Origin of the sequence: Cellvibrio sp. PSBB006 (assembly GCF_002162135.1) — a bacterium.
Taxonomy (GTDB): Bacteria; Pseudomonadota; Gammaproteobacteria; order Pseudomonadales; family Cellvibrionaceae; genus Cellvibrio.
Window position 1 is genome coordinate 2,856,253 of record NZ_CP021382.1, and the last position, 20,178, is coordinate 2,876,430.

Below are 20,178 nucleotides of genomic sequence, written 5' to 3' on the forward strand. Positions count from 1 at the left end.
GTCCGGATCATCCTGTCCCGACGGGTCATTTCTTCTTGTCCGATGAACTATTTTTAACGTCGCGTGAATAAACGTCGTCCCAGATTGACTTTTTTTTGCAACATGGGCTGTCTCACTTTTCGACAAAAAAAGGCGGGAAAGACCTGCCAACGCAAGCGCAGTGTGGCTTTGCGCAGAAAGTAGGACTTTCCATGACCACCCCGGTACCACGTGCCACATTCATAGAGTCCACTTTACCCAGAGAGCCTAGTGGGACGACGGCGCATTTTTTGGCCGTTAGGCTGGTTGCAGGAGTGGAGTTAACTCCCATCGGTCTATCCCCGCCCAGGATGTATCTGGATGTATGGCGGGGCCCAGAGTTAAGCGACGGGCACAGCAATGAAGCTGACGATAAGAGGTATTTGACGCCTGGACGCGATCTACGTGCGCACCCCGACATGCTTTCGGTCGTCGGGTATTAACTCGAAATAATAATGTCTAACAACGAGGAACATCAGATGTGTCTAAAGAGACTAGGCAGCCGTGCCTTCTACTTGCTCATCCTGTTTGCCTGCGCCAGTGTTAACGCTCAGACAAATCTTGCACTCAACGCTCCTGCCTCCGGCAGTACCAATGTCCAACCAGGCAACCTTGCCACCGACGGTAACGCCAGCACCCGCTGGGAATCCGCTTACGGTGTCGATCCTTCCTGGCTTACGGTCGATTTGGGATCACAAAAAAGCCTGGCTTCAGCCCAAGTGGTCTGGGAAGCAGCCAACGCCGAGAACTACCTGATTCAGGGCTCCAACAACAACGCTGATTGGACTACCTTGAGTATTTTTACCGGTGGTGCCTTCGGCAACCGTACTGATAATCACACCATCAGCGGCAGCTACCGCTGGGTGCGTATGCACGGTACCCACCGCAGCGTCGGCAACAACTGGGGTTATTCGATCTTTGAGTTCCGCGTCTTTGGCGCCGCCTCATCCAGCTCGTCTTCCAGCACATCAGGCAACTGCAACCTGGGCTGCGTGACCACGCTCAACGGCAACACCATGCGTGCCACTGTCAGCGCCGGCAACATCGTGGATATCCACTACCGCGTGAATGGCGGATCGCAGCAGAATTTCGGTATGACGCTGAATAATGGTGTGTGGACTTACGACATCGGCAACCTGCCAGCAGGTGCGACCGTGAGTGTGAGCTTCACCATCATCACCAACGGTGTGGGCAATACCACGGCCTGGAACGATTACACCCTGGGCAGCGCGCCTTCGTCTTCCAGCAGCAGCTCCTCATCGACCAGCAGTTCATCCAGCTCTACCAGCACCCCGAGTGGCACCAACATCACCGGTCTGGGTGGCGCAATTACCGCACAGTACAACAACTCACCGGCGGGAGAAGGCATTACCAACCTGATCGATAACAATGTGAATACCAAGTTCCTGACCGTGGCCAGCTCTTCATGGGTTCGCTACCAGGCACCGGCGTCTTACATTGTCACTGGCTATACGCTGACCTCGGCTAACGATGCGCCCGAGCGCGACCCGTTGAGCTGGTCCCTGCAAGGCTCCAACAACGGCAGCAGCTGGACCACCATCGACAGCCGCTCTGCGCAGGATTTCCCCAACCGCTTCCAGACCCGTGCGTTTACGTTCAACAACAGCACCGGCTACACCTACTATCGCTTCAACTTCAGCAACAACAGCGGCACCATGACGCAACTGGCTGAGATGAAGCTGTACGGCACCTTGGGCGGCGGCACGACCTCGTCGTCTTCCAGCTCTTCCAGCAGCGTGCCGCTGGGCAACATCGTGCCCTTGTATAACTCATCTACCCAACTGGAGCCGACAATTAGAGTGCAACAGGGCAATCAGTTGATTACCCGCATTGCCGACCGCGCGCGCGACCGTCACGCGAAGGAAAGTCACTTCCAGTCCTATGACCACTTCCTGAGCTTCTATTGGGAACATCGCACGGCGTCCATCGAGATTATCGAAACCCAGTTCCCGGACGATACCGCCAGCATTCGTATGAATGTCAGAACCCAATGGCGCCTGAACGATACCGAAGCGGAAAACCGTTGGTTCTACCGCGGCATCGGCACCGTAGCCGAGTACTGCGATAACGGCACCATGGTCGTGGTCAACGACCTGAACTACTACAAAGAAAGAACTCACAACTGCCGCACCGGTCAGCCCATCCGCAAGGGTGACAAGCTGGAGTTTGAACTGAGCCAGTTCCTTGACCCGAGCGTACCGCGTGGTCGTGCGCCTTACTACGGCACCACCTACCTGTACATCGTCGGTGAGGGCATCGTGCCCTGGGACATTCTGCCCGGCACCTTTAATACGCCGACGTTTGGCGGCGGTACTAAAGATTCGGTGAAGATTCCCTCACAAGCCTGGTTAGGCGGTGGTACTACCCTGCCTTACGACCACTCCAATGAGCCGGATAACCACTACATCCAGATGGCCACCAACCTGGGCTACAACAACGGTCAGCCGTTTGTATTGGGCCGCCGTGTACACCACACCTCGTTCGTTGATGGTACCCATGACGAGCATGTGGAAAACGGTGTGTTCGATGGTATGCCCGGCAAAGCCGGTCCGCATTACGTGAATGATCGTTGTACCGGATGTCACGTGCGCAATGGCCGTGCGGCGCCTGCCAACCTGGGCGAGCCGTTAGACAAATGGGTATTCAAAGTGGGTGATGCCAACGGCAATCCGCATCCGCAACTGGGTCGTACTCTGCAACCCAAGTCATCCGGTGGTGCCGCAAGCGAAGGCGTCGTGTCTTTGCAAAGCTGGAGCAATGTCGGTGGCTTGCGTGAGCCGAACTACCAATTCAGCGGCGTGCAGCCGGCTACCTTCTCAGCGCGTATCGCACCATCACTGGTCGGTATAGGCTTGCTGGAAGCGATTCCCGAATCCGCCATCCTCGCGAAAGAAGATCCGAGCGATGCCAATGGTGACGGTATCTCCGGTCGTGCTAACCGTGTGATCGATCCGGTGACTGGTCAAACCCGTCTGGGTCGTTTCGGCTACAAAGCGGGCACCAGCAGCGTCAAGCATCAGGTCGCCAGCGCGCTGAATAACGATATGGGTGTGCGCACGTCCGTGTTGCCCAACCCGGATTGCGGTTCTGGTCAAAGCGATTGTGGCCCGAGCGGTTCCGAGTTGTCTGACACCCACCTGAACAACCTGGTGAAATACAACTCCCTGCTGGGTGTGCGTCCACAACGCAATATCAACGATGCGGCCGTACAACGCGGTAAAACCCAGTTCACCAACATCGGTTGTGCCGGTTGTCACACCGCGTCGACCTACCAAACCAGCGCCAACCATCCACTGGCCGAGCTGCGCAGCCAGACTATCCAGCCCTACACCGACCTGCTGTTGCACGATATGGGTCCAGGTCTGGCGGATAACCTGGGTGAAGGTCAGGCGTCCGGTTCCGAATGGCGTACCGCGCCGCTGTGGGGCCTGGGCTTGTCAGCTTGCGTCACCGGTGGTGTAACCAATGCCGGTCAAGGCCAGCAAGTGTGTACACCGGTTCACAGCTACCTGCATGACGGTCGCGCCAGATCCATCGAAGAAGCCATCCTGTGGCACGGTGGTGAAGGTGAAAACGCCAAAAATGCCTACCAGGCATTGGGCAGCTCACAAAAACAAGACGTACTGCGGTTCCTGGAATCCCTGTAATCCCCGTGCGACGGTGCCCCTGCACCGTCCACAACTCGTGTGGCCCGGACAGCAATGTCCGGGCTTTTTTTTGGGTTAATTAAAACTCCCAGTTAACCCCACCGGTAATCTGATACGCACTGGTATCCGCATAACTGCTCACGACCTTACCGGAGATAAATGTCGATACGCCGTTAGGCAGTACAAACGCGGTGCTCACATCCCACTGGTAGAACAAACTGTCCGCCGAGTCCGCACGCAATTCAAAATTACCCAAGGCATCAGCGTCCGTCAGATTAAACCCGATGTAGTCATTACTCAGATGCGCCTGATTCACCGCACTGAAACGCACACTTGGAATCATCACACCCCAATCCATCGCGAGGGTATAACTGGTATCCAGACCCAGGCTGGTGTTGAGCTGTTCATGGGTTTGGTCTTCAGCAGACGTCAACCAGGGTGAATCGCCAGTTTCTGCAAAAGCGTCCACTTGCGTGTTGAGGTAGTCCAGACGCACAAACGGTTTGAGCGCCCAGGCGCCGGGTTGCCAGTTGTATTCAAACTGCGTGCTCACGCTGAACTGGTCACTGCCGTAATCACTGTTGGCGACGGAAACATCCGGGAAGCGGATGATGCGCTGTGCTTCGGTATCACCGGAGGCATAACCCATCTGTAGATCAAGACTGAGCGGGCCGCTGTACCAGGACAGGAAGCCGGTGAGGCTGATGACATCGGAATCCATGGTGCCGCCGTCGTTAGCGAAGTCGACATCGTAAGAGGCCCAATCCACCGCCGCGCCCAGGTTCAGATTGCTGTTAACGCGATAACCCAACCCGAGCAACACACCGACGGCTTCAGACTCATAGCCCGCTTCGCGCCAGGTCTGGTTGCGTTCGAAGCTTTCCATCTGCACCGAGGTCAGCACCGTCCAAGGCGAATCAAAACCATCACCCGCCGCGCCGCCGGTGGGCAGCATATGATCGTTAAAACCGACCACTGCACCGCCACCGCCGCTGCGCATTTGCGCCATGCCCTGGTAGATGCGTGAGGTTTTATTGCGGCTGTTTTCTGCCAGCAAACGGCTCTGGATTAACGCTTCATCCGGCGCGATCTCGGCCATGATGGGATTGAGATCGCCTTCGGCGGCTTCGGCATACAACAAATCACAATTGCTATCCAACTGCGCGGACAATTCACCGGCATTACAGGCGTCTTCCAACATGCCAGCCACGGCTTTGTTACGCGCACCGTCCACGTATAACTCGAAGGCAAAATTCGGTTCGGGCTCTGGTTGCGGCTCCGGTTCGGGTTCCGGCTCTGGCTCAGGTTCGGGCTCCGGTTCTGGCTCGGGTTCGGGTTCCGGCTCAGTCACCTCTACGGTCACGACAGTCGAGCCACCGTAACCGGAATCGTCCACCACAAAATATGTAAAGGTGTCGGTGCCGACGAAGTCTTCGCTGGGCGGCGTGTAAACCAGTTGATTAGTTTCACTATCGAGAATCACCGAGCCGTATCCGGTGGATGTGGAATCAAAACTGTCGATGAAGAGATTGTTGTTCTCAACGTTATCCGAGGTATCGTTGGCCAATACATCAATGGCAATCGAGCCGGTGCCCTGTATCATGGTCGCCGTATCAGGGGTTGCAATAGCCGTGGCATTTGCCTGCTGCACCGCAGCGGCTAACAGCAGCATGGGGATGGAATGAAGTGGATTTACACAGTGTTGCTTCATACAAAATGTCCTTTTGTCGAATGAATTGAATTAAAAAAATGCGAGGAGCGAGTACCGCAGATGGCCACACAAACTCAAGGGAAAACCATATTGTGTACCTGGGAAATCGGAGGCGAATTGGGACATATTTCGCGCTATTCTGCAATAGTCAAAGCGCTGGAATCAGACGGGCACCACGTTGTACTCGCCTTAAAAGATTTATCGCGCGCGTACCCGTTTTTTTGCCACACCAAAGCCACCCTGATGCAAGCGCCGGTGTGGCTGCCCAAGGTCACCATGCAACGTCCCATCGCCTGCCTTGCCGACACCTTATTGTGCCTGGGCTATCTGGAAACCGACCCGCTCGACTGCCTGGTGCAAGCCTGGGAAAGCATTATCAACAGCGTTAAACCGGACCTGGTTATTTTCGATTACGCACCCACCGCCATGATCGCGTTGCGCCACATCCAAATTCCCAAAATTTTAATCGGCACCGGCTTTGCCGATCCTGTCCCCGGCCGCTCCATTGTCGACTGGCGACCCTATCCGCAAGACGACGGGCTCGTTGCACGGCAGGAAGAACGCGTGCTACAGCAAGTGAATGCCGTACTCGCACGCCGCCAACAACCCACACTCACGCAGCTCACCGATTTATTTGCGGTAGACCGCGTGGTCATCAGCACCTTTCCGGAACTCGATTTGTATAGTCAACGCGACAACGCCGATTACTGCACCGGCCCCACCGCAAAATTGGTTGACACCCCCGTGAAATTTGCCAGCGACGCGCGCCCGCGCATCCTCGCCTATTTAAAACCGGCGCACCCGAATATTGAATTACTGGTCACCGCCCTCGCCCGCTGTAAAGCCAACGTATTTATCGCCTGCCCCAAAGGCCCGGCGAATTTATTTACGCCCCACGTCAGCGACCGTTTTCAATTCAGCAACGAATTGGTGGACCTGCAAGGCGCCATGAGCGATGTCGACTTATTTGTCGGCCACGGCAATGCATCATCCGTAAAAGAAAGTCTCGTTGCTGGAAATCCCACAGTGGTGTTACCGATTCAACTCGAACAATTACTCACGGGCAGAAAAGTGCAGCAAGCCGGTTTCGGTGTGCTGGTAGAAAAAATACCGGGGCTGGATGAGATGGTAAAACTGCTGGATGACTTGTTGATGAATGGTGACAGTTATCGGGCAAATATTCAGACGTTATTGGAGCGGCATCCGGCACCGAGGCTGTGTGTGGCGGATGCGGTGGATAAAGCGGTGCGACATTTACTCAATCATTAAGTGATATAGAAGGAGCTGTCTAATGAGCATGGATCAAAACACTTATGAGATTCTGGAGGAAAAGTTTACCGGGCTTGCACCGGCTAGTTGCGTAGCCATCGCCTTGCGCGCGGCTCTACGTGTGTTGCCGCTGTTAATGCTTCACAGTTCAAGCGATGAGAAAACGCGCGTATCCATCAAGCCTTTCGGCTACTGGAGCGACAAAGACATACAAGAAAATTTGTTGGCGACCCTCAGCGCACAAGGACTTGCCATACGCTTGCTTGCACCCTGCTCAACTGACTATGTAAATGTCATAAGCCCTCTATTTGGGCACCTGGAAAAAACGATCTACAAAGCATCGGGCAGTCTTGATTTCGCATGCAGGCGAGCCTATTCGAATGAATATTTATTCTCCGATGCCTGTGGCAAGGCCTACACCGCCAGCACTGTCTGCGCGAGTGCCGTTATCGGCAGCATCTACAAAAACCTCGAAACCGCAGGATTTTTACAATCAAACTTCGAAGCAGCGGCCGAAAAGATGGTGAACATAAAAGCCTATGCAAAGGAAGCCGATCACTTGCATCAACAATTAATTGCTGCCGCGACATACGCCACGGAAAATAATTTTGCAAAAGAAAAAGCAAGCGTCACTGCCTTGGTAATCAATGAAGCAAAAAAAATATCAGCGCGTTTTAACCTGCGCGCCGACACCATCTCGCACATAATTGCTGATACGAAAACCGATACACTAAAAGAACTCCACGACGCTGCGCATGCTGCTGCAAAAGCTTTCCAACGAGTATGCGAAAGCACCGTAACCTCTGCAGGCCAAGAATTCATCGAAACGCTCCATGAGGCATTATCCGCAGCCGCGCTGTATGAAGATGTTCGCGTTTCAATGCTACCTTTCGGCAATGACATCAGCACGGATTTTTACGTAGAAGCACCGCAACAATCTTACATTGCACTAAAAACATTGCTGCTAGAGCCGAGCAAACTGGTCGCCAAGATTAACCACTGCATCCAGTCTGCAGGAAAAATTATTGAGGGATTCAATGATGCTATTCGAGAACCCCGGATGCGGGATTTCACTGCTGCCTTTGATAACTACGATATCGCCTACCGGCAGTTTGATGAATTTATAGGGTTTGCACTAACGCCTGACAGTTCTGAATTATCATCTTCCCTGGCAGCCCTCTATCATTTTTCAACCCCAGCCAAACTAAGTGATATTCGTGGTGCTGATATCGAAACCTACGACGCAACCATTGCCCAACACGCTATTGATGCTATCGGCTATACGCTCTCAGGCTGCCACGCCGACGTTGATGCCTACTCAAAATATGACACCTACACGATCAGGGAATTATCTTTGGATGCGGTACTAAGCGATCTGGAATTTCTCAATCGACATTCTATCCATGAGTTATTTGTACGGCGATTGTGGTCACCACCATTACCCACGCACACCGCAGATGAACGCCCTGCAATTCACACGCTCTATCCCGGCGCATCAAAGCTTTGGCAATTCCTCTGGAACGATTTCAAACGTGATGCACTAGCCATCGACCAAGACCTGCGTCTCTGGCTGGATTGGTATGACGGGTTATTTACACAGGGTGAAATGGATATCCCCGCGCTGGAAGCGCTGATTGAAACTTCATATCCACAGCAGTATGAAATAACGGAACCAGAAGAGGTTTTATAGGCAGTGCATCACATCACAAACAAATTCGCGCCGACCGTGCCATAATCAGCGCCGTCGTACAGTCAAGCTTTTCCAACCATAACTACAGGAGCTAATAAGATGCAACGCAAATCCTCTACCCTGTCCACCACCGTTATCGCTTTATTCACATTGCTGGTCATCGCCCCGCTGTCGTTTGCGGAATCCAGCGCGATTGCCACGATGGCGCGCATTGTTGCCGAGTTGAATCATTACCCGTCTGCCGAGCAGAAAACAGCGTTGACCGCGATCAGCAAAGATGAGAGCAACAGCGAAGCCACGCGAGCGATTGCCGAGGCGATTCATAACGTTGAGCACAAAGCCAAAGCTGAAGACGTGGCTACGCTGAAAATCGTCAGTGAAACGGAATCCACCACTGAAGAAGAAAAACAACTGGCGGAAATTGTGATGAACCTGAATCACAGTGTGAGCGCAGAAACCAAAAAAGCGTTAGAAGCATTAGCGAAGTAAAAAATCAAATCCCGCCGGTTATTCACCGCTTTGGCAATTTACCGGCGGGCCGCTCAAACTGGCCCGTCATAATCCAGCAGAATCAAAATCCTATCCTGAAATACATCGATCAGGCCTTTACCCAAGGACTCTACTCATCACCGTAAAGCTTTATGGCATGTGTGAGTCGCCTGTTATGTGATGTAATTGACTGAAATACCCCTCTAAGCAACTATTCAGTTTTCTTCTCTTTCGCCCAATGCAATTGGGTGGCTTCATCAAACAACATGGCTCAGCTTAATGTAACGAGAGTCATAATTTGATTTCTGTTGAACACATATAACCGGTGTGTAAATTGACACAATAAAATCATCGGAAATTATCCTTCTTATTACTTCAATAACTAAAGCTTGGAGGCAACATGAAAGCAGGTCAAAGCAATGGTGGAAACCCATTTTATGGAATATCCGTTGGATCTACCGTGCACGAAAATGATGGATCATTTTCAGCACCCGTTATTCAGGAAGGCATGACACGATTTGCCGCAGGCACTGAGGGCACTATCAGAATGTCGGGCAACAGTGCGTTTATATACAGCGACTCAATGAATCAGGGCTCCTTTGGTGTCTCGGGCAGTTATGGCGTAAAGGGGGTTTCACAATACACAGCCGCAGTAAGCGGCTATGTTGGAAACACCAATGCGCAGAACAGTCGCAGCACGTCACTGTCGATTGATCTTATGACCTGGGCAGGTATCGAGTATATTGACTTCAACAATCTCTCTGTCTCTGAACTGGTTTGTGGAATGTCTGCAAATCCACAAGCCGACCTGTTAAAGGCGCTGGAAAAATTTAATGCTATGAGGAGCGCCGACTCCGCCACAAAAGATAACGCAATACGAGAATGGATTGCGGCGTGCGAAGACTTTTACGCACGACAAGGAACCGGTGTTGTCATCGGTGTTCTCTGGGGAGCCTATGGGTCGGTCAACCTTACCTTCACGTCGGATGCACAGGAAGATAAATGGCAATATGGCGGGAAAGCCGGCTTCACCTATGCGGGAACAGGCGCATCGGTGGCCATTTCAGCTGCGTATGGCGGGTCTAAATCTTCAATTGCTGAAGCGGGATTTGCTCAGGTGGACGCTTATTACAGTGGCAAAAGCGTGCAGAAAGAGATCACCGCCTGGGCGCAGCAATATCAAGAAATAGCCAATAAAGGACTCAATGAACTCGGAAAACAGAAAGTTACCCGCAACGCTGAATTGATTGATAACTCCAGCGCACCCACTATCCCGGATTTTGTAAAGCCAGACAAGAAGCCTAAAGTGACTGACCTGATCAGTGAAATAAAAGATCTTGATGGCCTTGAAGCTTATGCAACAGCCGCTGCATTTGAGAAATATAAAGCCGGTGGCGGTGAGGGTGACTTGGATGCGTTTATAAAGTCCCGGAAAGAAAACAATGATATTACCGGATTAGTGGATGAACCTGTCGCACCCGATCTGGACGCGCCGCACAACCAAAACCTGATGGACGATCAACAGCCAGAGCCGCCACACCACAATCTAAAAGAACAAACATCACCCCTTCTCAGTAATCCCCAGGACGAATTCGTACCCATGGGATTGTGGATTGCCAGTTGGAGCAAACTATTCCCTTGGCTGGTTTCGGGTCACGACAATCGTATCCCCAAAGATGCACAAGCAACTGACATCATACGTTTGCGCACCTACATTCAGGACTGCAGATCACTTGAGCGCATTTATCACACGGTTTATACCGCCGGTGTCACAATTGAAGGCGTTAATTTCGGTGCGTTGAGGGACGCGTTCGGACATGCTGCATCCAAGGCGATTGATGTAATGCGCGATCTCAACCGCGTCGATGTTCGCACCCAATTGCAATCTCTGGTGGGTGAATTAAGTAAAACCGCACACAACATTTATCGCGTGTGGGTCGACAACCCCATCTTGCGGGAGTATCAACTGGGAGGCGGACTTTACGCTACCGATGAAAGAGACAAACCCTTTGGATCATTAAAAGAACTTAAATTTTCTCCTAACGGCTTGATAAACCATAGTTCAATGACGTTTGAGGCATCAGGTTTCGAAATTGACAAAAAACCGCTGAACACTGAAGCCTTCGCTCAAGACATAAAGGGCCGGCCTGTGATTTTGCCCGATGGGCATATCGTCGTTTTTATAACCGATGGAGAGAAAGATACCTCCGGGTTCCTCAGCGGCAATCGCGACGAAGTAAATACTTTTGATATCGTTCTGCAAGCATCTGGCAAGGTGCAGTCGCAGGATGAATGGGAGAATTTTCTTAGTGCAATACCCTTCAAGATCACGCCGCTGGGACTACAGGCCGTTGGTCTGATTCCGCGGCCCTGGCCAAATAAAAAAGGTCAGATGTACGGGGCTCCTGGAATATACCGTTTGATTCCTATTCCATTCAGTGCAGCAAATGGTGTTGATTGGCGCTTTGGTGCCACCACAACCGGTACCGGTAATCTTCAAGCACAACTGGATAAATTACGGGCCGACCTGAAATCCCGGCCTCAATGGAGCCTGGATAGCGACCATTGGAAAGGCTTTGCATGGAGCGATAACGCCTATACCACCAGAGAGATCAAGCCGTCATACATTGGCATTACTGACGAGGTGAAGAATATTTTTGGTTCAAGGTGAGATAATCAGGATCGACGAATAGGCTCTGGCCAGCATTAACCTTTAGTAAATTCTGGCTGAGAGCCTTAAAAATCAGTTTAGCCGATCAGACAGTAACCCTGGTGGACATTGTTATAAATCTAAAAGTCATTTTAGTTTCGGAACTCATATTCACCATAGATTGGATCAAAAAAAACAGGCATCTTCATTTAAGCAAGCCGCGCAACAAACACATTTGCCTTCACGTACGTGTAATTCCGTGTAATTGACTTTTCTGCAAAGCGAAGCGGCTATATAAAAACCGAAAAAGCCATAACAAATTGTTATCTAAAGCACCGCTTCATTACTGGCATGTAAAGCAGCAATAGGCTTTACTATTCAGCAGTGCGACATTGGGATTCAGACAAGGCGTGTTGTTATGGACATCTTCACTCGGTTTAACCGCAAAGCCATTCAAGACCGGCAGATAGATACGCTGATCGGTATCAGCAAAGGGCTTATTGCTGACAACACCATCAATACCATGGAAGCCGAATTCCTGATGAATTGGCTTATCCAAAATCAACAAACCAGCAACCCCGTCATTGTTAACCTGCTCGAAAAAATCGGCATCATGCTGCAAGACGGCATATTGGATAATGGAGAATCCAAAGAGCTGCTTTCACTCTTGCACCGTATAACCGGCGAAAGCAGCACGCTCGGCGAATTGACCAAAACCACCACATTACCAATCAATAAACCACAACCCGCTATTACTTTTCATGGTATGACATTTTTGTTCACAGGAACCTGTGCATTTGGCACGCGCGCCCAATGCCAAGCAGCCGTCGAAACGCTTGGCGGTGTAAATGCTGGCAGCGTGAATAAATCATTAAATTATTTGGTGCTTGGAACCTATGTAACGGATAGCTGGGCGCATGAAACCTTTGGACGGAAGATAGAAAAGGCGATGGAGTATCGGGATAGTGGAGTGCCGTTGGTGATTGTGACGGAGGAGCATTGGGCTGGAGAGGCTGGACTTGCTTGAAAGTTGGGACCGCTTTGTGCCCAAAGCGGACTTTGAGTGTTAGGTAAATATGCAGAATTTTGTAAAAGGAAAAACTGATGTATTTGAAAAGCTTGGTGATTTCCAATTTTCGAAAAATAAAATATACAAGATTTGATTTTAGCGAAGGACTAAATGTCATTGTGGGCGCGAATAATATAGGAAAGACTGCTCTAGTTGACGCTCTTCGATCATTATTGGCGGGCCACGAAGACCCATATCCTTCTCTCACAATTGAGGATATACACCGGCCTGCGGATGGTGGTTCTGCAATTGGGCCAATTTCTTTTGAGTTCATTTTTGATGGCTTGTCGCATGAGGATGAAGCCGATTTTATCCAAGCATTGGTGCCAAACGGAAAAGCGTTCGAAGCTCATCTCTTTGTTAGCTACTCACTTGTTGATGAATCGAGTGAGCGATTGAGACCTAGGCGTTGGTGCGGGGCTCATGAAGAGCTTGGGCTTACTAGCGACATGCTGGAAAACTTGCGGGGAGTATATTTGCCGCCATTGAGGGACGCATCTCAGGGTTTAAGGCCTGGAAGGCGTAGCCAGTTAGCTAGATTGATGAGACTTCTTGGCGAGAAAGATCCGGTTGGAAAAGAAAGTGTTGAGACTCTTATTCGGCGGTTTGAAGTGTTATTAAAGAATAGGTCTCCAATCAAGGCAACCAAAGATGCCATTTTTTTTCGTCATAAAAATATGCTTGGTGAGACGCTTGCGCAAGAGCTTGACTTAGGAATAACTGGTTCAGATTACAATCTTGTGTCTGCGCGACTTTCACTAATGGTGGATTATTTTGGTATTGAAGCAAATGGCCTAGGTTTTAATAATTTAATATTTATGGCTGTAGTTCTTAGTGAAATGGTGAAGGATAAAACTGCCGCATATCGAGGTCTTATTATTGAAGAGCCGGAGGCTCATCTTCACCCTCAGCTTCAGGTTATTTTGCTTGAGTATTTGGAGTCGATTAAGGCTGATACTGGGGAGGGCAATGTCCAGTTATTTGTTACAAGCCACTCTCCAAATTTTGCAGCCATTGCGAACTTGGACTCAACTATTTGCATGATTCAGCGAAAAGATAGGGTTGTCGCATTTTCACCCAGGAATGTCAAATTTGATACCGTTCAAAAGGAAAGCGAAACTAAGAGAAAGAAATTGGAGCGATACTTAGACATTACTCGTGCAGAGATTTTTTTTGCGAGGCGAGTAATATTTGTCGAAGGTGCAGCTGAGCTTATGCTCATTAGTGTTTTAGCTAAAAAGCTTGGATATCAGTATGATCTTAGAAAGCATGCAATCAGCTTGATTAGCGTTGAAGGACTAAATTTTGATTGCTTTCTTCCCATATTTGGCGAAGCAGCACTCCCGATCCCAGTGGCGGCTATTACAGATGCTGACCCTGTTGCTGATCCCGACCAAGAGGATGCGGAGCCAATTTATCCAAGTTTGGAAGAGGTAGTAAATATATCTTCGAACACTAAATCAATGCTTAAATACCAAGATAATTTAATAAAAATTTTCTATGGAGTTAAAACATTAGAATATGATTTGGCTCTACATGATGATAATCGGAAAGTTATGATTGCTACTCTCATTGAAATGCATCCAAAAATAGGCAGGGATCTTCAAGCGCTAATTAATCGTGCCATTACCGATCAGGAGAAAGCAAAAATCTTATTTACTGGAATGTTTGAGCGTGGTAGCAATAAGAAGAATATACAGAAAGGCCGCTACGGTCAGGCATTAGCTGACTCGATTGCGAAACTTGGGCCAGCTGAAAAATTTGTGGTTCCGGAATACATCGGTAACGCTATTAAGCATGTATGTGATTATGAGGAGGCGTGATCGTGAGTGGCCTTTCTGATGAGCAGCGAAATGTAGTTCATGCACCACTCAATGCTCTATCTGTTATTGCTTGTGCTGGCAGTGGAAAAACAAAAACTGCTGTTCACAGGTTAGAAAAGATCAAGTATGCGTTAACAAATACTCGTTCTCATGTTGCATTATTATCATTCTCAAATATCGCTGTCGATACCTTCAAAAAGACGTATCTGGAAATTTCATCTAATAGTCAAGGGCCCAGGGGTTTAAATAGAGTCACAATCGATACTGTAGATGGATTCATTACAAGCCACATAATTCGTCCTCATGCTCATCGAACTATGGGGTGTAGCAAAATTCCATTCTTGGTTGATGGGTCAGAACCGTTTCTTCTGAATAAAGAACTTAAATTCTGGTATGAGTTACCGTCCGGAGAGAAGAGGCCTGTAGAAGGTTCAGAAATAAATAACGTCACCGTAGATTTTGATGGTCGAGGCTTCAATTTTAAATACAAATATCATAACTCGGTATATATTATCAATAACGGCCTTTTAGTAACAAAGCGGCTCGGCTGTATTGGAGCATACACTCATGAGCTGGGTAAGTTCTGGGCACTAAAAAGTTTATGCGAGCAAGAAAATATATTGTCTTTAATCGTAAACAGATACCCACATATTATTGTGGATGAAGCACAAGATATTTCACTATTTCATCAATATATTCTTGAATTGTTTGCAGAAAAAGGGACAAATCTATCCCTTGTTGGAGATCCATGCCAAGCTATTTATGAGTTTTCAGGAGCAACTGGTCAGTTTATCGTTGATCATGATAGCTCTGTTAATGTTCATAGTTTACCGCTTACAACTAACTATCGTTCGATCCCCGAAATACTCTCTGTCGCAAATTCAATTTCAAAACGGAATGATGTGGCTTTCCGTAATCGAATTTCCGAGGGGCATGGCGCTTATTATGTTGCCTATGAAACCAATGACCACCAGAAGCTTATTTCTATATTCGAAAAGAAGCTTCAATCGTTAAATCTTTCAGTTGAAAATTCAGCAGTGTTGTATAGAGGGAATGCAGACATACAGAGGTTAAATGATTTTTCAAAAAATTTAGGGATAGGGAAGATTAAATTATTTTCATCTGCTGCTTTATACAGAGATGTGCATCTGGATTATTTCACTGCATTTCAACTCGTTTCTCGTGCAGTGATTGGACTTCTAAAAGATGTCCCAGATAATATTTTATCCTCTATTTTAAAGAGCGATTCAAATATTGTCGCAAAAAGCATGAGAGAAGACCTATGGTGCTTCACTAGATCAACAGAAACTGGGTTGCCTTCTGCGCACCTAAAGGCTAGTACCGAATGGCATGCTTGCTTAAAAAACAACTTGTTTCTACTGCTAGCTAATCTAGAAGAAAAATATAAATATACTAAAATCAATAACTTTTCGGGAAACATAAAGAAAACTAAATTAATCGATTATCCATTAGCCCCAGATATGGCGTTTAATTTAGAAAGCTCCACTTCAATTCGAGTTACCACGGTTCATAAAGTTAAAGGCGAAAGCCTTGATGGTGTTTTATATATTGCGAAGAAAGACCAAATACATGCACTGCTTGATGGTGTTTCGACAGAGCTTGGGCGAATTGGCTATGTAGCAGTAACCAGAGCGAAAGATTTATTTGTACTGGCGGTGCCAAAGATAATAATTAAAGAGCTTTCCCCTAGATTAGATTCTATTGGATTTAAAAAATGGAACGAATAATACTTTATGTGTATTTAAAGCAGGGATTCCGTTTTAGTTTAATAATAGGAAAAGCTTCTTCTTATAAATTTCATTATTCGATATGTCAACACTGCTGTATCGCGTTGAAAATTTAGTTAACGTCCTCAGTTGGCCGTTTAATGTTATTAGCGTTACATCGAATTGAATGTGGAATAGCTGAAACTTAATCATAAATTAAAGTGCTAAATTGTATTAAATAAAGATGGGTTTTAGGAATGACGATCGATTATGAAATCAACGAACTAATAGATGATCGCTTTAAAATCACTGGACTGTGTAGTGATAGTGGAGGTATGGGGCGTGTGCTACTTGTGAGAGATAGTACAAGGGAGCTTCCAGGACAACTAGCCTTGAAGTACTGCCGAGAGGAAGATGAAGAGTATATCAAGAGATTTCGTAGAGAAGTTCGCCTCCTCAAACGATTTTATGGAAATTCAAAAGTCGTCGAAGTGTTATACAGCAATACACAACATGAACCGCCGTATTTCGTTATGAAGTTTTATGAAAATGGGGATCTTACAACACGTATTGACGATATACAGGCAGACGTTGAAGAGCAAGAGAATTTCTTCAATATGATGATTGATTGCATTTCAGAACTTCACTCAAATGAGGTGTTGCATAGAGATATTAAACCTCAAAATTTTCTTTTGGATGGAGATACGTTGGTCGTTTCTGATTTTGGCCTTGGAATTGAACCCGATTCAACCTCCAGATTTACAAGCAGCTCAATGTTTTGGGGATCACAAGGCTATCTACCGCCTGAATTTCAGAATGGTGGATTTAAATATGCTGATGAAGCTAGCGATATATTTATGCTTGGAAAAAGCTTTTACGTTTTAGTCACCAAGCAAAATCCAGCATACTTGATGGAGAATGAAGTTCATCCGGCTCTCTTTCACGTTATTGAGCGAGCCTGTGAGTTAAGTAAGGAGAAACGATATCAATCGCTAGCCGATCTTAGACAGGCTTTAACTATGGCCTATGATGTTATCCGTGGCCGTGGGGGCCCTTTAGGTGAGGTGAGCCAGCTTATGGCCACGATTAATGATCGGCTCAAAAACGAAGCAAAGTATAAATCTTCTCAAGTAGTAGAATTTATTGACAAGCTAGGCCTTGTGGATGAACAGGATCAGATACGAATTTGTATCGAAATAAAAGTTCCATTCATATCAATTTTAACTCAAGACAAACTTAGATCACAGTTAGATGGGTTTCTTAAGATCTATAAGACGATGGTTGAGAGTGAGCAATATGGATGGTCATTTGCAGAAAAAATAGCAGACAACATGCAGACAATATTTAAAAACAAAGATGTATTATCGAAAACTCGTGCACGAGCTTTCGAGTTGGCTGTTGACAGTGCGTATCGTATGAATAGGTTTGCAGCAATGGAGACATGCATCTCTATGGTAAAGTCAGTAAGTGATGATTCGTTAGGAATTCACGTTGCTGGAGTCATACAAAGGAATCAACACTCATTTTTAACTGAAATCGAACCTTCGCAATGTAAATGCGAAAGTATTAGAGCGGTACTTAAGTCAATTAATGCAAAAAGGACTTAACAGAATGCACTTTTTTGGAGCACAAAACTCTACCAAACTTTCTTCTCAGATTTTATTGTCACCCTACTATAGCTTTGCTGGACAGGGGATTCCAAGGTCCGCTATTGGCCGAAAGCTGAACTAAAGATCACTCCCGCATCGGGCTGAGCTATTAAAGCCGTTATAGAGAGAAAACTTGCGATGGATGCGCAGGCAGTACTTTTTGTAGAGCAATAGCCCCCTCTTTCATGCAGCTCTTACAATCAACTATCAGAATGTCGGGACTTATCGCGAATGGCTCGACTAACTCACACTTCGATTGCTCATTTTAGACTTACGCTATTATCGCCGTATCGTCTTTCCCGGAAATTCCAACGTAAATACAACGGCATTTTCCTCACCAAGATGAGCAACACTGGCAGTACCTCGATGAAGACGCATGATGGCACGCACAATGGACAATCCCAAGCCATTAGACTCAGTGTACACACTGCGTGATTCGTCACCACGATAAAAACGGTCAAAGATTCGATCGGTATCTATTGGCGTAGACGCATCGTATTGGTTAACGACAGAAATGGTGTCGGCTACTGCGGTGTGCGCACTGGTGAGCTGAATCGTCGTACCCGGTTTGCCGTAGCGTATGGCATTCAACACTAAGTTATTCACAGTACGGCGCCACATGATTAAGTTGGCAAACATTTTTCCGCTTGCAGTGACCTCAAAGCTCATATTTTTTTCCGCTGCCAAAGGTTCGAAATATTCGGCGATCTTCTCCAGCTCGGTTGGAACATCAATCTCTACCTGGTCGGCAACCGGGTTTTCCTGATCGGCATTCGCAAGAAATAGAATATTTTCTATGATGCGTGCCATGCGTGATAACTCTTCGACATTGGATTCCAGCACTTGCTCGTATTCAGCCGGGCTTCTTGCCTGTTGTAAGGCGACTTGTGATTGCCCCATCATGATGTTCACCGGGGTACGCACTTCGTGCGCAAGGTCGGCAGAAAACTGGTTCAGATGCTGGTACCCTTTTTCCAGCCTGTCCAGCATTGCATCAAATGCCGCTGTCAGCGAGCGCAATTCGGGTGGGGCATCTGTCATCCCGAATCGTACGGACAATTTTGTGGGTGTAATTTCAGCCGCTTTGTCACGCATGTGTTTAATGGGGCGCAGCCCGCGACTGAGGATAATAAAAGCCAGCGCTGTGGTCAGTAGCGCTGTCAACACTACCGCTGCGATAACACGGTACAGATAGGCGGACAGCATCCTGGATTCTTGTGTCATCACATAGGCAGCGGTAATTTCTATCCTATCCTGGCTTGTACCCAGCATAGCCAGCGCTGTCACCCAGCGCACTTTTACGCCATCGGTGGTTGTGCTCGTGCGTAGAGAATTTATGCCTATCGCCTTATCTACCGGCACCACAGGCATAGAGGGGGGCAACAGGTTGCCCGGATTCACAACGATGAATGGCGCTTCATCGACACGTTTGAACATGCGCACATCCTGTTCATTACCAAGCATGCTCTCGAACAGCTCAGGGCGTTCTTCCATTTGCTTGATGTCATACAACGCGTGAAATAGATTACGGAAGTGCTCGACCCTGCCAATCAACGCATAGTCGACGCGCGTCTCCATTGCCTGTTTGACTGAAACGTACAGATAGAAACCCAAACCGCTCACGACCAAACATGCAACAAGGCCAAATAAACCGGCGACCCGATAGCGTAATTCCCAGTTGTTCCAGAAGCTCATGATTGGTCCGAGAACATATAACCGACGCTGCGCACGGTATGGATTAATTTTTTCTCAAAGGGCGCGTCTATCTTAGCGCGCAGCCGCTTCACCGCCACATCGACGACATTGGTATCACTGTCAAAATTCATGTCCCACACCTGCGATGCAATCACAGAACGAGATAAGGCTTCGCCCTGTCGTTTGATGAGCAAATGCAGCAGCATGAATTCTTTTTTCGTCAACACGATATCCACACCTTGCCGCGTAACCTTATGTTTGACGGCATCAAAGTGCAGGTCGCCGATCTGGAATGTATCAAGGTCACGGCTGTCTCGCGCTACACCGCGGCGAAGGATGGTGCGCACGCGTAGCAGCAGTTCTGCAAATGAGAAAGGCTTGACCAGATAATCATCAGCGCCCAGTTGCAAACCTTTTAATTTGTCGTCAAGACGGTCTTTGGCAGTCAGGAAAATAACCGGCACATCGCTTTTGGCCCTGAGCGCGCTGATCAAGGTCCAGCCGTCCATAACCGGCATCATCACGTCCAGGATGATCAGCTCATACTCGCCTTCCAGTGCCAGGTGCAATCCATCAATACCATTGCGGGCCACGTCCACTGAATAGCCAGCCTCCTGAAAACCTTTCTTCAGGTATTCACCGGTTTTTTGGTCATCTTCAATGACGAGAAGGGCCATGTAAATTCCTGCTCTGAGAATGTCTTACGATCAATTTTACAGG

General features: G+C 48.1%; 12 protein-coding genes. 9 read left to right on the forward strand and 3 right to left on the reverse strand.

The features are described 5' to 3' along the window. Nucleotides 1-497: 497 nt before the first annotated feature. On the forward strand, nucleotides 498-3,686 hold the full coding sequence (locus CBR65_RS11940) for a di-heme oxidoredictase family protein (protein WP_157672051.1): 3,189 nt from the start codon (nucleotides 498-500) through the stop codon (nucleotides 3,684-3,686). A 79-nt stretch (nucleotides 3,687-3,765) separates the two neighbouring features. Here CBR65_RS11940 and CBR65_RS11945 read toward each other — a convergent pair whose 3' ends face one another. Beyond that, nucleotides 3,766-5,397, reverse strand: coding sequence for an autotransporter domain-containing protein (locus tag CBR65_RS11945; protein WP_157672052.1), 1,632 nt, complete (start codon nucleotides 5,395-5,397; stop codon nucleotides 3,766-3,768). 60 nt (nucleotides 5,398-5,457) lie between these two features. On the opposite strand from CBR65_RS11945, the gene CBR65_RS11955 reads away from it, so the two are divergent. From CBR65_RS11955 to CBR65_RS11990, 8 genes are all read left to right on the forward strand, one after another. Next, nucleotides 5,458-6,666 carry a glycosyltransferase gene (locus tag CBR65_RS11955; protein WP_087467060.1) on the forward strand — a complete coding sequence of 403 codons (1,209 nt, stop codon included), beginning with the start codon at nucleotides 5,458-5,460 and terminating at the stop codon, nucleotides 6,664-6,666. 22 nt (nucleotides 6,667-6,688) lie between these two features. Continuing rightward, nucleotides 6,689-8,356: a hypothetical protein gene (locus CBR65_RS11960; RefSeq protein ID WP_087467061.1), complete on the forward strand. Its 1,668-nt coding sequence runs from the start codon at nucleotides 6,689-6,691 to the stop codon at nucleotides 8,354-8,356. A 99-nt stretch (nucleotides 8,357-8,455) separates the two neighbouring features. Then, nucleotides 8,456-8,845 carry a hypothetical protein gene (locus CBR65_RS11965; protein ID WP_087467062.1) on the forward strand — a complete coding sequence of 130 codons (390 nt, stop codon included), beginning with the start codon at nucleotides 8,456-8,458 and terminating at the stop codon, nucleotides 8,843-8,845. A gap of 400 nt (nucleotides 8,846-9,245) precedes the next feature. After that, nucleotides 9,246-11,516 carry a hypothetical protein gene (locus tag CBR65_RS11970; RefSeq protein ID WP_087467063.1) on the forward strand — a complete coding sequence of 757 codons (2,271 nt, stop codon included), beginning with the start codon at nucleotides 9,246-9,248 and terminating at the stop codon, nucleotides 11,514-11,516. A gap of 397 nt (nucleotides 11,517-11,913) precedes the next feature. Then, nucleotides 11,914-12,522 (forward strand): BRCT domain-containing protein, encoded by a 609-nt coding sequence (locus CBR65_RS11975; RefSeq protein WP_087467064.1) that lies wholly within the window; start codon nucleotides 11,914-11,916, stop codon nucleotides 12,520-12,522. Nucleotides 12,523-12,599: 77 nt separating this feature from the next. Then, nucleotides 12,600-14,387 carry an ATP-dependent endonuclease gene (locus tag CBR65_RS11980; RefSeq protein ID WP_087467065.1) on the forward strand — a complete coding sequence of 596 codons (1,788 nt, stop codon included), beginning with the start codon at nucleotides 12,600-12,602 and terminating at the stop codon, nucleotides 14,385-14,387. Nucleotides 14,388-14,389: 2 nt separating this feature from the next. Next, nucleotides 14,390-16,135, forward strand: coding sequence for a DEAD/DEAH box helicase (locus CBR65_RS11985; protein ID WP_157672053.1), 1,746 nt, complete (start codon nucleotides 14,390-14,392; stop codon nucleotides 16,133-16,135). A 236-nt stretch (nucleotides 16,136-16,371) separates the two neighbouring features. Further along, nucleotides 16,372-17,721 (forward strand): serine/threonine-protein kinase, encoded by a 1,350-nt coding sequence (locus CBR65_RS11990; protein WP_087467067.1) that lies wholly within the window; start codon nucleotides 16,372-16,374, stop codon nucleotides 17,719-17,721. A gap of 321 nt (nucleotides 17,722-18,042) precedes the next feature. On the opposite strand, the gene CBR65_RS11995 is transcribed toward CBR65_RS11990, so the two are convergent. Both CBR65_RS11995 and CBR65_RS12000 read right to left on the reverse strand, forming a co-directional pair. Further along, complete coding sequence (locus tag CBR65_RS11995; protein ID WP_087467068.1) at nucleotides 18,043-19,458, reverse strand: heavy metal sensor histidine kinase; 1,416 nt, start codon at nucleotides 19,456-19,458, stop codon at nucleotides 18,043-18,045. Continuing rightward, nucleotides 19,455-20,135 (reverse strand): heavy metal response regulator transcription factor, encoded by a 681-nt coding sequence (locus tag CBR65_RS12000; RefSeq protein ID WP_087467069.1) that lies wholly within the window; start codon nucleotides 20,133-20,135, stop codon nucleotides 19,455-19,457. The genes CBR65_RS11995 and CBR65_RS12000 overlap by 4 nt, the downstream gene beginning before the upstream one ends. Nucleotides 20,136-20,178: the final 43 nt, after the last annotated feature.